At 45.4% G+C, this 19237-nt stretch carries 16 protein-coding genes; 5 read left to right on the top strand and 11 right to left on the bottom strand.

The window, feature by feature from the left end; translation table 11 throughout:
- Positions 1-11: 11 nt before the first annotated feature.
- The 4 genes from gltB to mnmH all read right to left on the bottom strand — a co-directional run bounded on the left by gltB (position 12) and on the right by mnmH (position 7050).
- The gene (gene gltB, locus ACIGG7_RS04655; protein ID WP_397549013.1) at positions 12-4610 is read right to left on the bottom strand and encodes a glutamate synthase large subunit; all 4599 of its coding nucleotides are present in this window, start codon (positions 4608-4610) and stop codon (positions 12-14) included.
- A gap of 492 nt (positions 4611-5102) precedes the next feature.
- On the bottom strand, positions 5103-5558 hold the full coding sequence (locus ACIGG7_RS04650) for an SRPBCC family protein (RefSeq protein ID WP_397549012.1): 456 nt from the start codon (positions 5556-5558) through the stop codon (positions 5103-5105).
- Positions 5551-5901 carry a MerR family DNA-binding transcriptional regulator gene (locus ACIGG7_RS04645; RefSeq protein WP_224943175.1) on the bottom strand — a complete coding sequence of 117 codons (351 nt, stop codon included), beginning with the start codon at positions 5899-5901 and terminating at the stop codon, positions 5551-5553. Before ACIGG7_RS04645 ends, ACIGG7_RS04650 begins: the two co-directional genes overlap by 8 nt.
- A gap of 105 nt (positions 5902-6006) precedes the next feature.
- Positions 6007-7050 carry a tRNA 2-selenouridine(34) synthase MnmH gene (gene mnmH, locus ACIGG7_RS04640; protein ID WP_397549011.1) on the bottom strand — a complete coding sequence of 348 codons (1044 nt, stop codon included), beginning with the start codon at positions 7048-7050 and terminating at the stop codon, positions 6007-6009.
- Positions 7051-7320: 270 nt separating this feature from the next.
- On the opposite strand from mnmH, the gene ACIGG7_RS04635 reads away from it, so the two are divergent.
- A complete protein-coding gene (locus ACIGG7_RS04635; protein ID WP_397549010.1) occupies positions 7321-8877 on the top strand; it encodes a glycoside hydrolase family 10-like protein in 1557 nt (518 codons plus the stop codon).
- Between the two features lie 38 nt (positions 8878-8915).
- Here ACIGG7_RS04635 and ACIGG7_RS04630 read toward each other — a convergent pair whose 3' ends face one another.
- The 7 genes from ACIGG7_RS04630 to ACIGG7_RS04600 all read right to left on the bottom strand — a co-directional run bounded on the left by ACIGG7_RS04630 (position 8916) and on the right by ACIGG7_RS04600 (position 15502).
- On the bottom strand, positions 8916-9467 hold the full coding sequence (locus ACIGG7_RS04630; protein ID WP_397549009.1) for a cysteine dioxygenase: 552 nt from the start codon (positions 9465-9467) through the stop codon (positions 8916-8918).
- A gap of 18 nt (positions 9468-9485) precedes the next feature.
- Positions 9486-10409: a DMT family transporter gene (locus ACIGG7_RS04625; protein ID WP_397549008.1), complete on the bottom strand. Its 924-nt coding sequence runs from the start codon at positions 10407-10409 to the stop codon at positions 9486-9488.
- Between the two features lie 390 nt (positions 10410-10799).
- Positions 10800-12131, bottom strand: coding sequence for a 6-phospho-beta-glucosidase (locus ACIGG7_RS04620; RefSeq protein ID WP_397549007.1), 1332 nt, complete (start codon positions 12129-12131; stop codon positions 10800-10802).
- 15 nt (positions 12132-12146) lie between these two features.
- A complete protein-coding gene (locus ACIGG7_RS04615; protein WP_397549006.1) occupies positions 12147-12437 on the bottom strand; it encodes a hypothetical protein in 291 nt (96 codons plus the stop codon).
- Between the two features lie 582 nt (positions 12438-13019).
- A complete protein-coding gene (locus tag ACIGG7_RS04610) occupies positions 13020-14300 on the bottom strand; it encodes a PTS sugar transporter subunit IIC (protein ID WP_397549005.1) in 1281 nt (426 codons plus the stop codon).
- A gap of 27 nt (positions 14301-14327) precedes the next feature.
- The gene (locus tag ACIGG7_RS04605) at positions 14328-14633 is read right to left on the bottom strand and encodes a PTS sugar transporter subunit IIB (protein ID WP_060673327.1); all 306 of its coding nucleotides are present in this window, start codon (positions 14631-14633) and stop codon (positions 14328-14330) included.
- 2 nt (positions 14634-14635) lie between these two features.
- Entirely contained in the window at positions 14636-15502 is an 867-nt protein-coding gene (locus ACIGG7_RS04600; RefSeq protein WP_397549004.1) for a MurR/RpiR family transcriptional regulator, read from the bottom strand.
- A gap of 160 nt (positions 15503-15662) precedes the next feature.
- Between ACIGG7_RS04600 and ACIGG7_RS04595 the strand changes: the two genes are divergently transcribed.
- Genes ACIGG7_RS04595 through anmK form a run of 4 tightly spaced genes read left to right on the top strand, consistent with a single transcriptional unit; the run spans position 15663 to position 19182 of the window.
- Positions 15663-16001, top strand: coding sequence for a PTS lactose/cellobiose transporter subunit IIA (locus ACIGG7_RS04595; protein ID WP_397549003.1), 339 nt, complete (start codon positions 15663-15665; stop codon positions 15999-16001).
- Positions 16002-16013: 12 nt separating this feature from the next.
- Positions 16014-17111, top strand: coding sequence for a DUF871 domain-containing protein (locus ACIGG7_RS04590; RefSeq protein ID WP_397549002.1), 1098 nt, complete (start codon positions 16014-16016; stop codon positions 17109-17111).
- Entirely contained in the window at positions 17112-18026 is a 915-nt protein-coding gene (locus ACIGG7_RS04585) for a BadF/BadG/BcrA/BcrD ATPase family protein (protein ID WP_397549001.1), read from the top strand.
- Entirely contained in the window at positions 18019-19182 is a 1164-nt protein-coding gene (gene anmK, locus ACIGG7_RS04580; protein ID WP_397549000.1) for an anhydro-N-acetylmuramic acid kinase AnmK, read from the top strand. Before ACIGG7_RS04585 ends, anmK begins: the two co-directional genes overlap by 8 nt.
- Positions 19183-19237: the final 55 nt, after the last annotated feature.

Raw genomic sequence — 19237 nt, 5'->3', positions numbered from 1 at the left:
CCCCTCCCTGATTAATTCGCAGGTTCCAGTACTTTTTTATCTTCTTTCGTACCTTCTTCAAATGCAGCCATTTCCGCATCGAATTTCTCTAATCCACTATTTTCAAGCTCACTGATCCGCTCTCTCATCTTGAGATAGGATTTCGGAATCACGCGCACAAATTTGGACACGTAGGAATCCCAGTTCGCTAATATTTTCTTACCATTATTACTGTTTGTATAATGAACGTATTTTTCGATCATCTGGTATACATCTTTCATTTCTTCCGGATCAAATAAAGGCTGCACAAGGACAAGTTCCTGATTACATCTTGAACGGAAGGTTTCATCTTCATCCAGGACATACGCTACTCCGCCAGACATACCGGCTGCAAAGTTTCTTCCTGTAAGGCCAAGGACAACGACTTTTCCTCCAGTCATATACTCACAGCCATGATCCCCGACGCTTTCCACGACAACCTGTGCCCCACTGTTACGGACGCAGAAACGCTCGCCTGCCACTCCATAAATATAGGCTTCTCCTCCGGATGCCCCGTAGAAGGACACGTTTCCGATGATGGTGTTTCGTTCAGGGATGAACGTTGCTGTCGGATCCGGATGGACGATGATCTTACCGCCTGATAATCCTTTTCCGACAAAGTCATTGGAATCTCCAACAAGTCTTAATGTCAGTCCTTTTGGAATATAAGCACCAAAGCTCTGTCCGGCAGATCCTTTGAATGTCAGACGGATTGTATCTTCAGGTAAGCCTTCCGCCCCATACCGTTTCGTGATTTCGCTTCCAAGCATCGTCCCGGTTACACGATGAATATTACGGATTGCTGTCGTCCATTCAACCGGCTCACCAGTTTCAATTGCATTCCTGCAGCGTGGAATCAACTCTTGATAATCAAGTGTCTTCTCAAGCTCATGATCCTGCTTTTTGGTAGCATAACGGCTTACCTTCTCAGGTACATCTGGTTGATACAGAAGCGCGGAAAGATCGATTCCTTTTCCTTTCCAATGATCGATTGCCTCATTGGCTTCCAGGATATCGGTTCTTCCTATCATTTCGTTGATTGTCCTGAACCCAAGCTGAGCCATCAGCTCCCTGGTTTCCTGGGCAACAAAGCGCATGAAGTTCGCTACATGTTCCGGGTCACCAGTGTATTTTTTGCGTAACTCAGGGTCTTGTGTCGCAATTCCGACAGGACATGTATTCATATGACATACGCGCATCATGACACAGCCAAGAACAACAAGAGGCGCTGTCGAGAAGCCGTATTCTTCTGCTCCAAGAAGTGATGCCACGACCACATCGCGGCCCGTCATCATTTTACCGTCCGTCTCGACGACAATCCGGTCGCGAAGGCGATTTAGCAATAAAGTCTGATGCGCTTCGGCAAGACCGATTTCCCAAGGCAATCCTGTATGTTTCAGACTGGTTCTTGGTGCAGCACCTGTTCCACCATCGTACCCACTGATCAACACAACGTCCGCTCGACCTTTTGCCACACCTGCCGCAATCGTCCCAACTCCTACGGCTGATACCAGCTTTACGCTGATGCGGGCTTGGGGATTTGCATTTTTCAGGTTATAGATTAGTTCGGCAAGGTCTTCGATTGAGTAAATATCATGATGGGGCGGTGGCGAGATGAGCTCCACTCCCGGGGTCGATCCCCTAACTTCAGCAACCCATGGGTAAACCTTTTTACCAGGAAGATGTCCTCCTTCACCCGGTTTTGCCCCTTGGGCGACCTTGATTTGGATTTCGTCTGCGTTTACGAGATAGTGACTTGTAACACCAAAGCGTCCTGACGCCACTTGCTTGATCGAGCTGCGGCGTGAATCCCCATTTTCATCCGGAACGAACCGGCTCGGATGCTCCCCGCCTTCTCCTGAATTACTCCGCCCACCGATTTTATTCATGGCAATTGCCAATGCTTCATGGGCTTCCTGACTGATGGAGCCGAATGACATCGCGCCGGTCTTGAAACGGCGACAGATTTCTTCGACTGATTCCACCTCTTCAATCGGGATAGGCTTCGTTTCTTTAAATGAAAGGAGCCCTCGCAATGACTGCAAATTCTGCTTTTCATCCGTCAGCATATTGGAATATTTCTTGAATAGTTCATAATTATTCGTACGGCATGCATGTTGGAGTGTGTGGATCGTACTTGGGTTGTACGCATGATCCTCTCCGTTATTACGATATTGGAATTCGTCTCCCGACTCCAATGTACGTTGATTGTCTTTACGATCATTGAATGCTTTTCGATGTCTTAAAAGCACTTCTTTTTCGATGATATCCATCCCGATTCCACCGAGTCTTGAGGCGGTACGGGTGAAGTATTTATCGATGACATCCTTATGGATGCCCACCGCTTCAAAGATTTGCGCACCACGGTAACTTTGTATAGTAGAAATCCCCATTTTGGATAGAACTTTGATGACACCGTCTGTTCCAGATTTCACAAAGCTGTTCACCGCTTGTTCATACGTTTTGTCTTGAAGCTCACCTTTTCCAATCAAATCCCGCAATGTCTCAAACGCTAAATATGGATAAATAGCTTCTGCCCCGTATCCAAGAAGGGTTGCAAAATGATGGACTTCCCGTGGCTCTCCCGATTCGAGCAGGATGCTGACGGTTGTACGCGTCCCTTTGCGGATCAGATGGTGATGCAGACCGGAAACAGCAAGAAGGGCTGGAATCGCTGCCTTATCCTTCACCACACCTCGGTCGGATAAAATAAGGAGGGTCGCGCCACCTGCTACGGCCTGGTCAGCTTTTTCATATAGAGCATCCAGAGTACCTTCAAGTTGATTTCCTTCCTCAGTTACATCAAACAAAATTGGTAACGTTACGGCTTTAAAGCCTTTTTCATTTTGGTGTCTAAGCTTTTCCAGTTCTTCACCAGTCAGGATCGGTGTCTTGAGGTGGATATGCCTGCAGCTTTCAGGTCCCGGATTCACCAGATTTCCTTCTGCACCAATCGTGGTTCCGACTGAAGTAATGATCTGCTCCCGGATCGCATCGATCGGCGGGTTCGTGACTTGTGCAAATAATTGTTTGAAGTAGTTATAAAGAAGCTGGGGCTTTTTCGATAGAACCGCCAGAGGTGAATCATACCCCATTGAGCCGACCGGATCTTTACCATCCGTCACCATCGGCTTGATGATCTTGTTCAATTCCTCTGTCGTATAGCCGAAGGCCTGCTGCTGCAGGAGCACTTCCTCCGAATCTAATTGAACCACTTCATGGGTCGTTTCGGGCAGATCATCCAGTTCGAATTTGTTATTATCAAGCCAGTGTCTGTATGGCTGCTCAGAAGCAACACGCAGTTTGATTTCTTCATCCGGTATGATTCGTCCTTTCTCAAGATCGACAAGAAGCATCTTCCCTGGCTGCAGACGGTCTTTGTACACGATGTCGTCGGCAAAGATATCGAGGGCACCTACTTCAGATCCAAGAACGATCATGCCCCCCTTAGTCACATAGTAGCGGGCTGGACGCAGTCCGTTACGGTCAAGGCAGGCACCTATCTGGGTTCCATCCGTAAATACTAGGGCTGCCGGTCCATCCCAAGGCTCCATTAAACAGCTATGGTATTCGTAAAAATCTTTCTTCTTGGGGTGGATCGTTTCATCGTTTTCCCACGGTTCCGGAACCATCATCATGGCCGTATGGGCAAGGGATCTTCCTGATAAATGAAGGAATTCAAAGCAGTTATCAAACATGGAGGAATCACTGCCTGTCTCATCAATAACGGGGAGGATTTTTTCCAAATCTTCATCCTTAAATGCACTTGATCGGCACAGTTTTTCACGTGCGCGCATCCAGTTCACATTCCCTCTGAGCGTATTGAATTCTCCATTATGAATCGTATATCGGTTTGGATGAGACCGTTGCCAGCTTGGAAAAGTGTTTGTACTAAAGCGGGAATGTACAAGTGCTAATGCTGAACGGAACTCAGGGTGGTTGAGGTCAATATAAAAGGAATCGAGCTGTTCCGGGATGAGCATCCCTTTGTAGACAATGGTCGTGGAAGACAAGCTACATAGATATACATCCTCTTGTCCTTCTACCGTTGCGACTTCTTTTTCAATTCGCTTTCTTATCACATATAACTTGCGTTCGAAATCCATCCGGGATTGAATGTCTTCGGATACTCCGATGAAAACCTGTCGTATGAACGGTTTTGACTTCGATGCTACTTTCCCTACAAAGGAATCGTTGAGAGGAACAGGTCTCCAGCCAAGTGTCTTTTGACCTTCTTCTTCAATGATGCGTTCAAAAATTTCTTTACTCTTTTGGCGCTTCTCATAATTTTCAGGAAGGAACACCATTCCAATCCCATATTCCCCTTTTCTCGGAAGGATGATGTCTTCTTTCTCACATTGCTTTTTAAAGAAATGATGAGGGATTTGGGTGAGGATACCTGCACCGTCCCCGGTACTCGTATCAGCCGATTGTCCCCCGCGATGCTCTAAGTTACATAAAATATTAATGGCGTTTTGTACGATGCTGTGACTCTTCGTCCCATCAATATTTGCGATCATTCCAATTCCACATGCTTCATGTTCTTGCGCAGGATCATACATCCCTTGCGCTACAGGAAGATTCGTTTTCATCCAATGTCCTCCTCTACTAAACTTGTATATTTTTTGAATAAATAACCGATTAATTAAATTTTCTTAATTTTCGTTAGTATATCATGAAATTTAGAAAAAACGAAAAATTATGTTAATGGATACAGTGTATATTTTACAAATATATATGGAATAATAAAGTGGAAGCCCGTTAGATTAACACTCTCATTGACTTAATATTCAGAATCTTTAAAAGCTTGATGTTATAATAAAGAAATCGCTTACAATAATTCGTGTTCCTAAGCAAATCCAACTAGAAATCAACATGAATTTTCATGCAAAATAATCACTAAAAAAAATTTTTTAAGATGCAAGAAATTTCCGTAATGCTAGGAGGGACGGACCTCTAATTCAAATGGGACCAACCGAGCATTCATCAGCTGAAACTCTTCTTCTATTCCCAGATAATCATTTTTCCAAACCACAAGAAAAAGGGACGGACCTCCGAAAAAATCGGAGGTCCGTCCCTCTTTCTTACGCTTCTTTCAGTGCTTCTGTTTCCACCCTGTCCATGAATTCGGTGACGACTTTATTGTTGTTTCTTTCTCCACCGAGTTTGAGGAGTACTTTGCCCAGGAAGTTCAGTCCTCTGTTTTCCCCTGTATAGATGAATCTGGTTTGCTGCTCATCTATTTTATGCAGGGTGAATGCAGCCTCGATGTCAAATGCCTTGGCCAGTGTGAAGCCGATTTTGTTGTGCTTTTTGTCAGGAGTATTTTCGTATTCCAGATCTTCAACGATGTATGTTTCAATCCTTTTTCCCTCTTTGTATTTCTGCTGGTAGGTCGAGCCTACCACTCCTTCTTTTTGTTCCAGCACCTTATTTTCAACGACATTAGGCATAATGCGCTGAATGTTTTCAAGCTCGAATAAATGCCATACCGTTTCAATATTAACTGGTATGATCCGTTCTTCATGCCATTTAATCATCCATTTCATCCCCCATTCCCATTTCAAAGAAATCGTCCATTTCCTGAATAACCGTTTGTATTCGCTCTACTTCAGCTTGCAGGCCCCGTTTCTTCGCCTTGATTAACTCCTCCAGATTCTCAAAGGATTCATCATTCACGACAGCGAGCATTTCTTGTATGGTAAAGTTAAATCTCCTCAAGTAAACCAATAGTCGCCCCACAAGATAAGATCCATTATCATAGTAGCGGTAATGGTTTGCAGGGTCGATATATACAGGTTCAAGCAGCTTGATTTCGGCATAGTAACGCAGTGTTTCCTTACTCAGCCCCGTCATCTTGGAGAATTCGCTTACCTTGTACACCCCCATCACCTCACACTTCAATCTTAAACCATGTGGTGCACTACACGGTCAACCCATTCTATGAACATTTTATAAAAAGAAAGACCTTGCCCCATGGCCAAGGTCTTACTGCACAGGAACCAATAAACTTTTTTCCTGAAGAAGCTTTTTGATCTCCTGATAGGCTTCTTCGATTGAATGGACCTTGATCGTGACCCTTCTTTCCGCAGGATATTGGTTCGCCATATGCCTGTATCGCGGATCATAATAATACTCCAGGAGCAGCTCCAGAATTCGCTCGTAGTTTTTCCCTTTCAACTCATCCTCAATTTCATTTGCCACCGGGCTGTGGATCCTTCTCTTGATCAACCTGAACGCTTCTACAAATTCCTCATGATGCTCGTGCAGGCGATACTCTTGTAAAATATGATCCACCCTCACCTTCATTGGCATCTCAATGAAGAGATGAAACGCATTCTTCTCTTTCTCCTCCACCAGGAAATCTGGGAGAAGCAGCTTTCCGATCCGTTTACTTTCTGCTTCAAATAAGAGAAAGGGAGATTTCTTCAGCTTCTTCAGTTCTTGGAAAAGGAGGGAATCGAATGTTTTCTGATTGTTGGCGGTCAGCCCGATTTCCCCAAAGATGGAGCCTCGATGGTTGGCCAGTCCTTCAATATCAAGAATTGGATACCCTTCCTTCTGAAGTTCTTTCAAAATAGCTGTCTTTCCGATGCCTGTCCCACCGTTCAATACAAAGGTGTCCGATTTCATTTCAAATTCCTCAAGCCCCTTCAACACCCAGTGCCGATAAGCTCTTACTCCGCCTTGGACCCGTAATGTCTTCATCCCCATCAAATCCAGGAAGGTTGCCGCGGCTTTGCTCCTCATGCCACCCCTCCAGCAAAACACAACAATCTGACCATCCAGCTTCTTACATTCTTTGATGAAACGGGGAAGCTTAGCCGAAAAGATCTCCAAGCCCCGCTCCGTTGCCACTTCTTTACTTACTTTCTTGTACAGCGTCCCTACTTCTGCCCGCTCTCCATCATCAAATACAGGAATGTTCACGCTTCCCGGGATCGTTATTTCCCTGTATTCAGAAGGAGACCGGACATCCACGAATGTATACCGATCGAAATCACATTGATCTATGGCTATGTCCTTGAACATATCATCCACTCCCCAATTGGCCTCTCTCCTATTTTACACCAGATTGTTATTCATTCTTTCCTTTTTCATGTATTTTAGAACGATTCACCTAGTCCTATTATCCTGTTTATCGATTGAATATTCAGATTTTTTACCTCGTTGGTACTATATACCATTAGTTCAAGACCTATTATAATGAAATTAGAAATAATATTTCATATTTTTCTGAATTTTATTGAAGTATTATTTCAACAAAATGAAAACGGTTACTTTTACCAAAACGAGAGGAGTATGTTAATGAAAACAGTAAAGTACATGATCATGGCGGTGATGTTGTTCTCACTTGCTCTCCCTTTCTCTACCGGAAAAGCAAGCGCTGCTGAAACTCAATCACCGAAGCACGAGATGCGGGCTGCGTGGATTGCCACAGTGGTCAATATTGACATGGCGGCCGGAATGGACAAGCAGGAGTTTACCGATTGGGTGGTCACTACCCTCGACGAATTAAAGGAATTGAATTTCAACACGGTGGTCTATCAGGTCAAACCGACAGCTGATGCCTTGTATCCTTCCGAGCTTGCCCCGTGGTCCCAATATATTACGGGTGCCGAGCAAGGAACCGATCCAGGCTATGATCCGCTTGCCATTATGACTCAGGAATCGCATAAACGCGGAATCGAGGTTCACGCTTGGGTGAACCCTTACCGGATCACGATGGCGAATCAAACGATCGAATCACTCGCAGACGATAATGTGGCCAAGCTTCATCCGGAATGGGTCCTGAAGTATGGCAAGCAGTACTATCTCAACCCTGGAATCCCTGAAGTACAAGAATACTTGATTGATACTATAAAAGAGTTAGTGAGCAACTATGACATAGAAGCAATTCATATGGATGATTATTTCTACCCTTATAAAATTGCAGGAGAAACCTTCCCAGATCAAGATACATACGAGAAATACGGCAGTAGCTTCGATTCAATCGACGACTGGAGACGTAACAACGTCGATGAGCTAGTAGCAGACATCAACACAGCAATCAAAGACATCAAAGAGTATGTCCAATTTGGGATTTCTCCATTTGGCGTTTGGAGAAACATCGCCGATGATCCGACTGGTAGTGAAACACAGGCAGGTCAAACGAATTATGATGACTTATATGCCGACACCCGCCAATGGATCAAAGATGGGAGCATCGACTATATTACTCCACAAATCTATTGGTCCAGGAAACTCGCTGTCGCCAACTACTCCATCCTTCTCGATTGGTGGAGCAATGAAGTGAATGAATATTCCTACGAGCATCCTGTCAATCTTTATATCGGGATGGCCGATTATAAGGTAGGCGACAACTTTGACCAGGAATGGTTCAACCCTTATGAACTGCCAGGACAAATCACGGATAACCGAGATAATGGAACAGCCCTTGGACAAATGCATTTCTCACTTCGTCAAATTTTTGCAAACCGTCTTGGATATGCCGACATCTTACGAAATGAAATCTATACGGAGAAAGCCTTGACTCCGGCCACGCCTTGGAACAATGATGCCCTTCCAAAGAAACCGAACACGGTGAAAGCAGACAAACAGGCAGAGGCTATTACCTTGACCATTGATGACAAAAAACACTCAGATGCCAGAAAGTATGTCATTTACCGCTTTGATGGAGTGAAAGAGGGAGATTACACGAACCCTGCGAACATCGTGGATGTCGTGTATTCCCAAGATGATCTTACAACCTATGAAGATACTTCCGTTGAAAAAGACGGGATGTACACCTATGGGGTAACCTCTGTTTCTCCTACAGGCGTGGAAAGCAAAGATGCTAAAACGGTAAGAGTGCATTAATAGAAAGAGCGTTCCTCCGACATGGAGAAACGCTCTTTCTATTTTAATTGCATTTCCTTCACCTTTTGCCTAATATGATCCGGCCACCATGCCCCACACTCTTCAGAAACAACACAGGCAGCGCATTTTTCCAAGTCATACACTTTCATCCCTTGAATGGGCGGGGAATAGATATGGAGGGTCACTAAATCTGCCCTTCCCTCCTTCTTCATTTTGTGAACACCTTTTTTAGGTGCAAAGAAGAATGAACCTTCCCTATATTCGCGATCAAATATCTCACGTGGAAGCCCGTTTTCCTTTACTTCAAAGATTGTATTGACTGAAGTCCCATTCATGACTTGAATCCACCCTTTTGATTCACCGTGATCATGCGGAGCACATTCGATTTCAGACCAATTCATCACGAGAATTTCTACTATTTCATTTTGATAAAGGAGCTTTCGATAATATGGCTTTCCTTCTGGAGATTGTAAGTATGGTTCTAGATCATCAAGACTTAGGTTAAGAGACTGCAAGATTTCTTTCAGTTCCTTCGATGACGGGTTGGTCCATTCGTCCAATCTATTCTTAATCCGTTCACGTAAGGTCACAGCGATCCCCCCCTGATGTTATCGTCTCCTCCATAGAAACCGATGGAAAACAGAAATCATCTGACCATTTACAATGACAACTCCTATTATAATTATGACGCCACCCAGGATGCTTATGAAGAAAATTTTCTCGTGCAGGAGAAGAATCGCCGCTATAAGGGTAGTGACAGGTTCCAAATACAGAAACATCGACACCTTGGAAGCATCCAATACTTCCAGAGCTTTCGCCCAATACCAATACGCGATACCCGAGACAAATACACCAAGGAACATCAAGTGGGCCCATTCCACCTGTGATAAAAGGGACATCCCTTCCCACCCCCGGTTCCGGATCAGAAAAGGGATGGTCAAACTCAAACCGAGCAGACTCATATAAAATGTGATGACGAGAGATGGCAGCTCGATCTGAAGTTTTTTCAGCAGCACGGAGTAGATGGCCCAGTTCAGTGTACTGAGAATCATCAGGATGTACCCGATATTGACTGCAAAACCGATAGACTGCCCGCTCCTCGCTGTCGTCACCATCAGCACACCCGTAATCGCAACGACCATCCCCACCGCTTTGGGGATAGTCATTTTTTCATGTAGAAACACCATAGAGAGGAGGGCGGTGAACACAGGAGAAAATGAAATCATCCATCCTGCTGATGAAGCATCGATCGTAAGCAAGGCCGAAGCCTGGATGACTTGATGAATGAAGACCCCGAGTACACCCAGTATGATCAGGTGAGGAATATACTTCAGGGGAATGGTGATTCGATATCTTTTTAAAAGTAACAGCATGAATAGAAACAGGGCTCCGATCGCAAACCGGAGAACGAGGAGAGTATACGGATCAAGGGTATCCAGCACCGCTTTCGTCGATACGAAGGATATCCCCCAGAAGCTGATGGACATTGTGGCATATAAAGAGGCGGCAACCTTTGCTTTGACTGGAATCATGGACGGGGCATCCTTTCTGAGCATGGGTTCTTTTTATCAAGGTATGCTCGTCCAAGGGAAAGATGTATGGGTGGTTGGATGGATTTGAAAATAAGTTGGTCTGTTTTGAAAATAAATCCTGGATATTGAAAATAAAAGCGGCAGTTTTGAAAATAAGTATCATGTTTTTGAAAATAAACGGGAAGCAGCTCTGGTGCAGGCATTTGTTTATGGATTGGAAGTTGATAATAAAAGGGGGAAAGTCGATAATATATTGTCAAAGTCGATAATAAATGGTCCAAACTCGATAATATATCCGAAAAGTCGATAATAAAACGGCCAAACTCGATAATAAGTCCCCACCCTGCAACAAAAAACGTCCCAAATCACGCTTCGGGACGCTACCTGCCATTATCTATGTGTCAATTCCCCATCAAACTGTGGCAAATACTCTTTATGTGCCTCTAACATTTCATCCAGCAACTGCTTCGCCTTCACGTCACTCGTAACTAGAGGATTGATCGTCATGGCAAGCAATGCCTTCTCATAAGAACCGGTGACGGATGCTTCTGCAGCTACCCGTTCAAAGGATTTGATTTGCTGAACGAGACCACTTACGGAAACGGGAAGTTCTCCGACAGGAACCGGCTTCGGTCCCGCTTTCGTTACGACACAGTTTACTTCGACGGCCGATTCCCGTGGCAAATCACTGAGTGCTCCATCATTGCGGACGTTCAGGGTCTGGATGTCCCCACGATCGTTATAGATGGAAGAGATGAGATTGCATGCTGCGTCGCTGTAATAGGCTCCTCCCCGTTCTTCAAGCTGTGGAGGCTTAACCGCCAAGTGTTCATCCTTATAAAGCTCAAACAGCTCATTCTCCAATTGCTGAACAACTTCTGCACGTGTTGTACCCGTCTTGAATTCTTCTAACTGCTTTTCTAAAATATCTCCGGTTTTATAAAAATAACGGTGATACGGACATGGAATGATGCCTAGACTCTTGATAAAACCAGGTTCCCACGGAAGCGGGGCAATATTTTTCATACTTACCTGTTTCTCAGGATCGCTCATGATGTCCAGCACTTCATTCAATACGGACTCGCCGTCCACCCGCACGTCCAATCCGTAGACCATATGATTAAGACCGGCAAAGTCGATCTCCAGGCGTTCAACCTCTACGCCCAGGAGCCGGGCCAAAGTCATTTTCGTGTTGATCGGAAGATTGCAGACACCCACGACCTTAGGATGAGACCCGTAACGCAGCAGTGCTTCCGTCACCATACCTGCAGGATTCGTAAAATTGATCAGCCAGGCATCCGGACAAAGCTCCGGCATGTCTTCCGAAATTTCCAATAAGACCGGAATCGTCCTCATTCCTTTGAACAATCCACCTGCCCCATTCGTTTCCTGACCGATCATCCCGTACTTGATCGGGAGACGTTCATCCTGGATCCGGGCTTTCAACTGCCCCACCCGCATCTGCGTGGTGACAAAGTCAGCACCTCTCAACGCTTCTCTCCGATCTGTTGTTAGATGGATTTCCATCGGTAATCCCGCTTTTTTCACCATTCTCCTGGCCAGGCTTCCAACAATGTCTAACTTTTCTTTCCCTGCTTCAATATCCACCAGCCACAGCTCACGAACGGGCAGCTCATCATAGCGCTTGATCAACCCTTCCACAAACTCGGGAGTATAGCTTGAACCCCCGCCGATCGTAACGATCTTGATTCCGTTTTCCATTGTGAATGCCTCCTGTTACTTGGCCACAAAGGCCAAAATGAAACTAATGGCGAAACTGACCACAAGCGCTAATACGATCCGTTTCTTTTTAACGGACGCATTCTCAACAGGACCTTCGATTTTCAATAGAATCAGTGAAAGTCCAGCTGTTGCCGAAATTCCTGTTGCTAAAAATACACTCCACTCTTTTGCCAACCCGGTATTCATCAATGGTTTAGAAAGAAGTAAAAGTCCGATAGACACAGAGATCAATAGTACAAACACACTCCTGAAACCGATCCTCTTTGGCACAACTGTTTCTGTCATTTCCTTCCCTCCTGACGCTAGTAAAGAAGTGGGAATCCTAGGACCCCCACTTCTGTTTTGTATCAAAGATATTCAGAGTTGCTTTTTTGTAAAACTCCGGCAGCTAGACCCTCGAGGTCATAAGTCATTTCAGCCAAAAAGGCAAAGGACGCCTTTCCGGATGACTCGTCTTATGCTTGTCGGGTCTGACCAAACCGCCTACGCTTTTCTTTGTCCAGCTACAGGGGCTTGAGGCTCGAGGTCATAAGTCAAACTAACCAAAAAGGAAAAAGCACCTTTCCGGTTAGTTCGCCTTATGCTTGTCGCCTCAGGGCAAGCCCCTTACGCTTTTCTCTGTCCAGCTCCGGCGGCTAGACCCTCGAGGTCATAAGCCATTTCAGCCAAAAAGGCAAAGTTCGCCTTTCCGGCTGAACCGTCTTATGCTTGTCGGGTCTGACCAAGCCGCCTACGCTTTTCTTTGTCCAGCTACAGGGGCTTGAGGCTCGAGGTCATAAGTCAAACTAACCAAAAAGGCAAAGAGCGCCTTTCCGGTTAGTTCGCCTTATGCTTGTCGCCTCAGGGCGAGCCCCTTACGCTTTTCTTTTATGCCGCTTGCTGCTCGTTCTCTTCCATTTTCAGCATTTTTTTGTCGTACATTTTCAAGAATGGGAAATAGATTGCGAATGAGATTCCGATGTTGATCAGAACCATGACGATCGCTCTCCAGTCACCACCTGTTGCCAGGTATGCTCCGATTGGTGCAGGGAGTGTCCATGGCGGCATGATGTAGGTTGGTGATACTAATCCCACGACGGTTGCCACATACGATATGGTTGCCGTGATCAATGGAACTGTGATGAAAGGAATGATCAGAATCGGATTTAATACGATCGGAGCACCGAAGATCACTGGTTCATTAATATTGAAAAGACCTGGTACAAGACATGTTTTCCCTAGTGCTTTTAAATACTTGGAGCGTGAAAAGAATACCATGGCAAGAACTAAGCCAAGGGTTGCTCCTGATCCACCGATCCAGATGAACCATTGGTAGAACGTTTCTGGAGCGATATGTGGAATGGTACCGCCGCTGGCAACAGCATCTGCATTGTTCACGAGGAATACTTCCCAAAGCGGACGTGCTACTGTTCCTACGACAGATACACCGTGAATCCCAAATGACCAGAAGAAATCAATCAGGAATACAGGAACCAATACGCCAAAGATACTGTCACCTGCTGTAACTAAAGGAGCAACAGCCACTTCGACAATGCGGTGAAGATCGACTCCGGCTAATACTGTAACCCCGGAAACTAATAAGATAACAATTGCTACAGGTATAAGTGCTTCAAAGCTTCGTGAAACGGATGCCGGTACTTGCTCAGGCATTTTGATTGTGATGTTCTTTGTTTTACAGAATCTGAGGATCTCGACAGCAAGGATTGAAACGACCATGGCAACGAATAATCCGTGTCCACCAAGGTTGGTCATCGGAAGGACCCAGCCTTCCCCGTCCATTACTTTAGGTGTAATGGTTAAAAGCAGTGCTGCCACTGAAATCTGTGCACCGGATAATGGATCCAGTTTATAGCTTTTCGAGAGATTGTATCCGATCCCGAAGGCTATATAGAGCGACATAATGAACATGGTCAGTCTGTAAGGAATCAGGATTTCGACAATGTTGTCTGCGGCCCACTGCTTGATGTCGCCGAATACTCCGGCGTCCGGCAGTGGCGGGAACGCTAAGATCAAAAAGAATGAACCGACGATAATAAATGGCAGTGCTGAAATAACCCCATCCCGGATTGCTTGCAAATGCCTTTGTTCAGAGAGTCTGGCCATTGGACCTGACAAATTGTTCTCTAGAAAGTTCACAAACTTTTGCATGTTATTACCCCCTTGTTTCCTATTTAATTAATTGGTCAACTCTTTTACTGTTTTCAGTAAAGTCGGCCCGCCAAGTGGCGTGTATGCCTGCGGAGGAATCGGCCCGCACGGAACGTTGGCTTCATCGGCGGCTTTCTTTACCTGGTCAAAACGGTGTCTGATCTGAGGTGCTACCATACATACATCCCATCCCTTTGAGATTTCCTCGGATACTTCCCCTGTTCCGATGGCATGGACCTCCATTTCGATCCCCTCTTTTGTCCCTTCTTTCTTCAAGGCGTTGACTACGATCGCACTGGACATTCCTCCAGAGCATACGAATAATACTTTCATCCCTATTCCTCCTCCTCTTTCATTCGCTGAACCACTTCATGTGTATGGATAATTTGCTCGTAAACGCCATGTCCTTTTTTCATGCATAATGCCACGAATAAAGCATCGATCACGACGAGTTGAGCAATTCTTGCCGTCATGGTCCCGATTCGGATGTTGTGTTCCTCCTCGGAAATCGTCAGGACGATATCGGCGAGCTTCCTTGCCGGTGATTTCCCGTGCTGGGTCAAGAGGACGATGGTGGCTCCCTTTTCCTGCGCGACGTTCATCAGCTTCAATATTTCTTTTGTCTGACCTGAAGTAGAGACGACAAACAAAACGTCTCTTTCCGTTAAGTTCGCAGCCATCATCATCTGAACATGGATATCACTTGCCTGAAACGCCAGATAATTCAGCCTCAACAATTTTTGTGTGAAATCTTCCGCCACTACAGCAGAACCGCCGACTCCATACAGATATACTCTTTCGGCTTCGTGAAAGGCGTTCACTGCACGATCCAGTTCATCAATAGAAAAAAGCTTTTCCGTATTTTTGATGGCTTGATACGTATTGACCAATACCTTATTGAAGACCGTTTCAAGATTATCTTCAAAATGAAGAAGCGTATTGATGTCATGACTCTTTGTTTCTTCGATGTTCGTGCTTTTGGCGAGCTCGATTTTCAAGCCGCTGAAGCTGTTGATCCCGATCCGTTTGCAGAATCGGATGATGGCAGCTTCACTGCTGCCGCAAGACTGTGATAGTTGCTTTGTGGTCATTTCCATTACTTTCTCTGGAAACTCCAGCACGTATTGAGCAACTGCTATTTCAGACGGAGTATAGTTTTCCATCTGACTTTTGATGTGTTTTAAAACCTGGAATTCTGTCATGGTCACCTCCAAAAAAATGATTGTTTTGAAAAGGCTTTCAGTTTAATATGATTATATGCGATAATGAAATTAAATTTCAATATTATTTTAAAATATTTAAACTTTTATTTTACAATTTTGGTAGAAAAGAGTTCTAAAAAGGATTAGGGAGGAATACAGGATGGCAGAAATCCGCAACGTGGAAATGGAGATTTTTGAAATTATATCAAACGGCGGGAATGCGAAAAGTACCGCTTATGAAGCCCTTGCAAAGGCACATGAGGGAAAATTTGATGAAGCAGAAGAAATGATCAAAACCGCCCATGAAGAATTGAATAAAGCCCATAAGACGCAAACCAGCCTGATCCAGGCCGAAATCAACGGCGAAGAATTTGAGAAATCCCTTCTCATGATTCATGCACAGGATCACTTGATGACTTCCATCAGTGAAATGTCCCTGATTGAACAAATGATTCCAATGTTAAAGAGAATCCACACACTTGAAAGCAAATCGAATTAAGGAGGCATCCCCATGAGTAAAAGACTTGGCGTTTCCATCTATCCAAACCATTCTACCACAGAAAAAGATAAAGAATATCTGGCACTGGCAGCTTCTTACGGTTTTAAGCGTGTGTTTACCTGCTTATTATCCGTTGATGGGGACAAGAATGGGATCATCTCGAACTTCAAAGAAACAATCAAATTTGCCCGTGAGAAAAACATGGAAGTCATAGCCGACATCAGCCCCCGTATTTTCAAGGAACTGAATATCTCTTACGATGACCTTTCCTTCTTTGCAGAACTCGGTGCTCACGGAATCCGGCTTGACCTGGGATATACCGGCCATGAAGAAGCGATGATGTCGTACAACCCCCATGATTTAAAAATCGAACTGAATATGAGCAATGCCACGAAATACATTGATAATATCATGACGTACCAGCCCAATAAGGATCAATTATTAGGATGTCATAATTTTTATCCGCACCGCTACTCCGGCTTATCTTATCCTTTCTTTATCGACTGCAGTCAGAAATTCAAAGACTTCGGCATGAGAACAGCAGCCTTTGTGTCTTCCTCCGACGCCACATTCGGTCCCTGGCCGGTCACGGAAGGATTGCCGACGCTTGAAATGCACCGTTCTCTTCCTATTGATGTGCAGGCGAAGCATCTATTTGCCACCGGGTTGATTGATGACGTCATCATCAGTAACGCCTACGCATCAGAGCAAGAAATGCAGCTACTCAGCTCACTGAACACATCGAAGCTGGCCTTTACCGTCAACACCCATGAAACGACCACCGATTTAGAAAAAACGATCATCTTTGAAGAACCTCACTTTTACCGGGGAGACGTATCGGATTACATGATCCGTTCCACTCAAAGCAGGGTCAAATATAGAGGAAGGGAATTTACGCCTCATAACACGGCCGACATCAAACGCGGCGATATCATCATTGAGAATGATCTGTATGCCCAATACGCCGGCGAACTACAGATTGCCCTTCAGGATATGGAGAACTCCGGCAAAACGAATGTAGTGGGACGAATCCGCGAAGAAGAAATTTTCTTGTTGGATTATCTGAAGCCTTGGGCCAAATTTGCCTTTCAATCAGGGAAGTTTCAATAGATGACTAGAGTGATAGGAATCGATGCAGGAGGAACAAAGGTTCAAGGTCTTGTTATGAATATGGATAAGACGATCCTATTCCAAAGCTTATCAGGCCACGGAAACCCTTCTGTTTCCTATGAGGAAGCTTTGAGAAATCTATCATCCGTCGTCCAACAATGCCTGGAGCATTCCGCGTCCGATCGGGTCACTCATATTGTGATCGGGATGGCGGGAGGAGGTTCTGGAAATCTATCACAAAGAATTCAGGCAGAATTGAGTAGAATGACCTCCCGTCCTATTATTCTTTTAAATGATGCTACTCTTGCCTACTTTAGTTTGATCGGGAACCGGGATGGTGTAATGACCATCGCAGGCACGGGATCCATTTGTTATGGACGGAATGGGAACCAGGAAGGGACCACAGGGGGATGGGGACATCTGATCGGGGATGAAGGCAGTGCTTATCACCTCGCCATCCAGGCAAGTAAGCAGATTGCAGATGAATGGGACTGCGGCATTCCTCTCTCCCCCCTCTCCCGCAGCCTGCTGAACGAAATCAACGCAAAGGATGTCAAAGGATTAAAGGGATTCATCTATGCTTCTTCAAAAGGGGAAATTGCCCAACTCGCGAAAGTGATCAACAAGGAAGCAGAAGCCGGCGATGAAAGTGCGCTTTTTTTATTACAAACAGCCGGCGAACAGCTTGCCCGGCAAACCGTCGCATTAATCGAGAAGTTACAGATTGATTCAAAACCGATCATAGCACTAAAAGGCAGTGTCCTTGAGAAGAATCCGGTTGTGCAATCCTCTTTTAAAGAAACGATCTTAAAACGGTTTAACGATACAACCTTTATCGTCGATTCCACATCCCCTGCGACTGGTGCAGTGGATGTAATTGAAGCCATACAGGCAGGGAGGTATAGATGTGAGTAAGCGTTTAGCAGTAGGATTAATGTCCGGTACGTCTGTTGACGGAGTGGATGCAGCCCTTGTTTCCATTGAGGGAGCCGGTACGGATACGGTGGTGGAGCTGGTTCATTATTCAACCACCCCCTTCCCACAGCAGGTAAAAAAGAAAATCTTTGATGTGATGAGTCCCACCGATTCCTCCACTCCCCTCCTATCAAGCCTTCACTTTGAATTAGGGGAGGTTTACTCAGATGCCGTATTGAAGGTGTGTCTGGAAGCTAACATTTCAGTAGAAGACCTCAGCTTTATCGGTTCCCATGGCCAAACGGTCTATCATCAACCGTTTCACACGGAGGATTTGGTTGCTTCCACCCTTCAAATCGGGGAACCGAGCGTGATTGCCTATAGGACCAATACACAGGTCGTGTCCAATTTCCGTTCCATGGATATGGCGGCAGGAGGAGAAGGTGCTCCACTCGTCCCATATACAGAGTTCCTCCTTTACCGAAGAAAGGACGAAGGCAGACTACTACAGAATATCGGAGGGATAGGAAATGTGACGGTCCTACCGAAAGATTGTTCCCTAGATGACGTATTCGCGTTCGATACCGGCCCCGGAAATATGGTGATGGATGGACTTTGTGAGAAGCTATTCGGCTTGTCTTATGACGAAGATGGAACGATTGCAGCCAATGGCACTATACATCCGGAAGCCGCAAGGGCATGGATGGCATGGGAAAAGGAATTTTTCAAGAAAGCACCGCCTAAATCCACAGGGCGGGAACTGTTTGGTGAGGTGTTCGTGAACCGGATCCTTCAGGAATATGGCGATCTGTCGAAAGAAGATCTGGTAGCGACAGCCACCTACTTTACCGCCCTTTCTATTTCGGATGCGTATAAGACGTTCATCTTCCCAGAACACCCCATTAAAGAGGTGATCATCGGCGGCGGGGGAAGTTATAACGGGACGCTCCTCCGCATGATGAGGGAACTTCTCCCTGAAGTGACGATCATCACCCAGGAAGAGATCGGGTACTCCTCAGATGCCAAGGAAGCGATCGCCTTTGCCTTATTGGCCAACGAAACCCTGCATGGCAATCCGAGCAACGTCCCAGGAGCAACCGGCGCGAAAATTCCCGTCATCCTTGGATCCATCACCCCCAGCCCCATCAAACAATAAACGTTTATCTTGAGGGACGGACCTTGATCTTAAGTCGGGTACCGTCTCTCTAGTC

Origin of the sequence: Rossellomorea sp. NPDC077527 (assembly GCF_044542955.1) — a bacterium.
In the GTDB taxonomy this organism is placed as follows: Bacteria; Bacillota; Bacilli; order Bacillales; family Bacillaceae_B; genus Rossellomorea; species Rossellomorea aquimaris_E.
The sequence above is the reverse complement of the archived record's forward strand: the minus strand, read 5'-3'. Positions and strand labels throughout refer to the sequence as shown.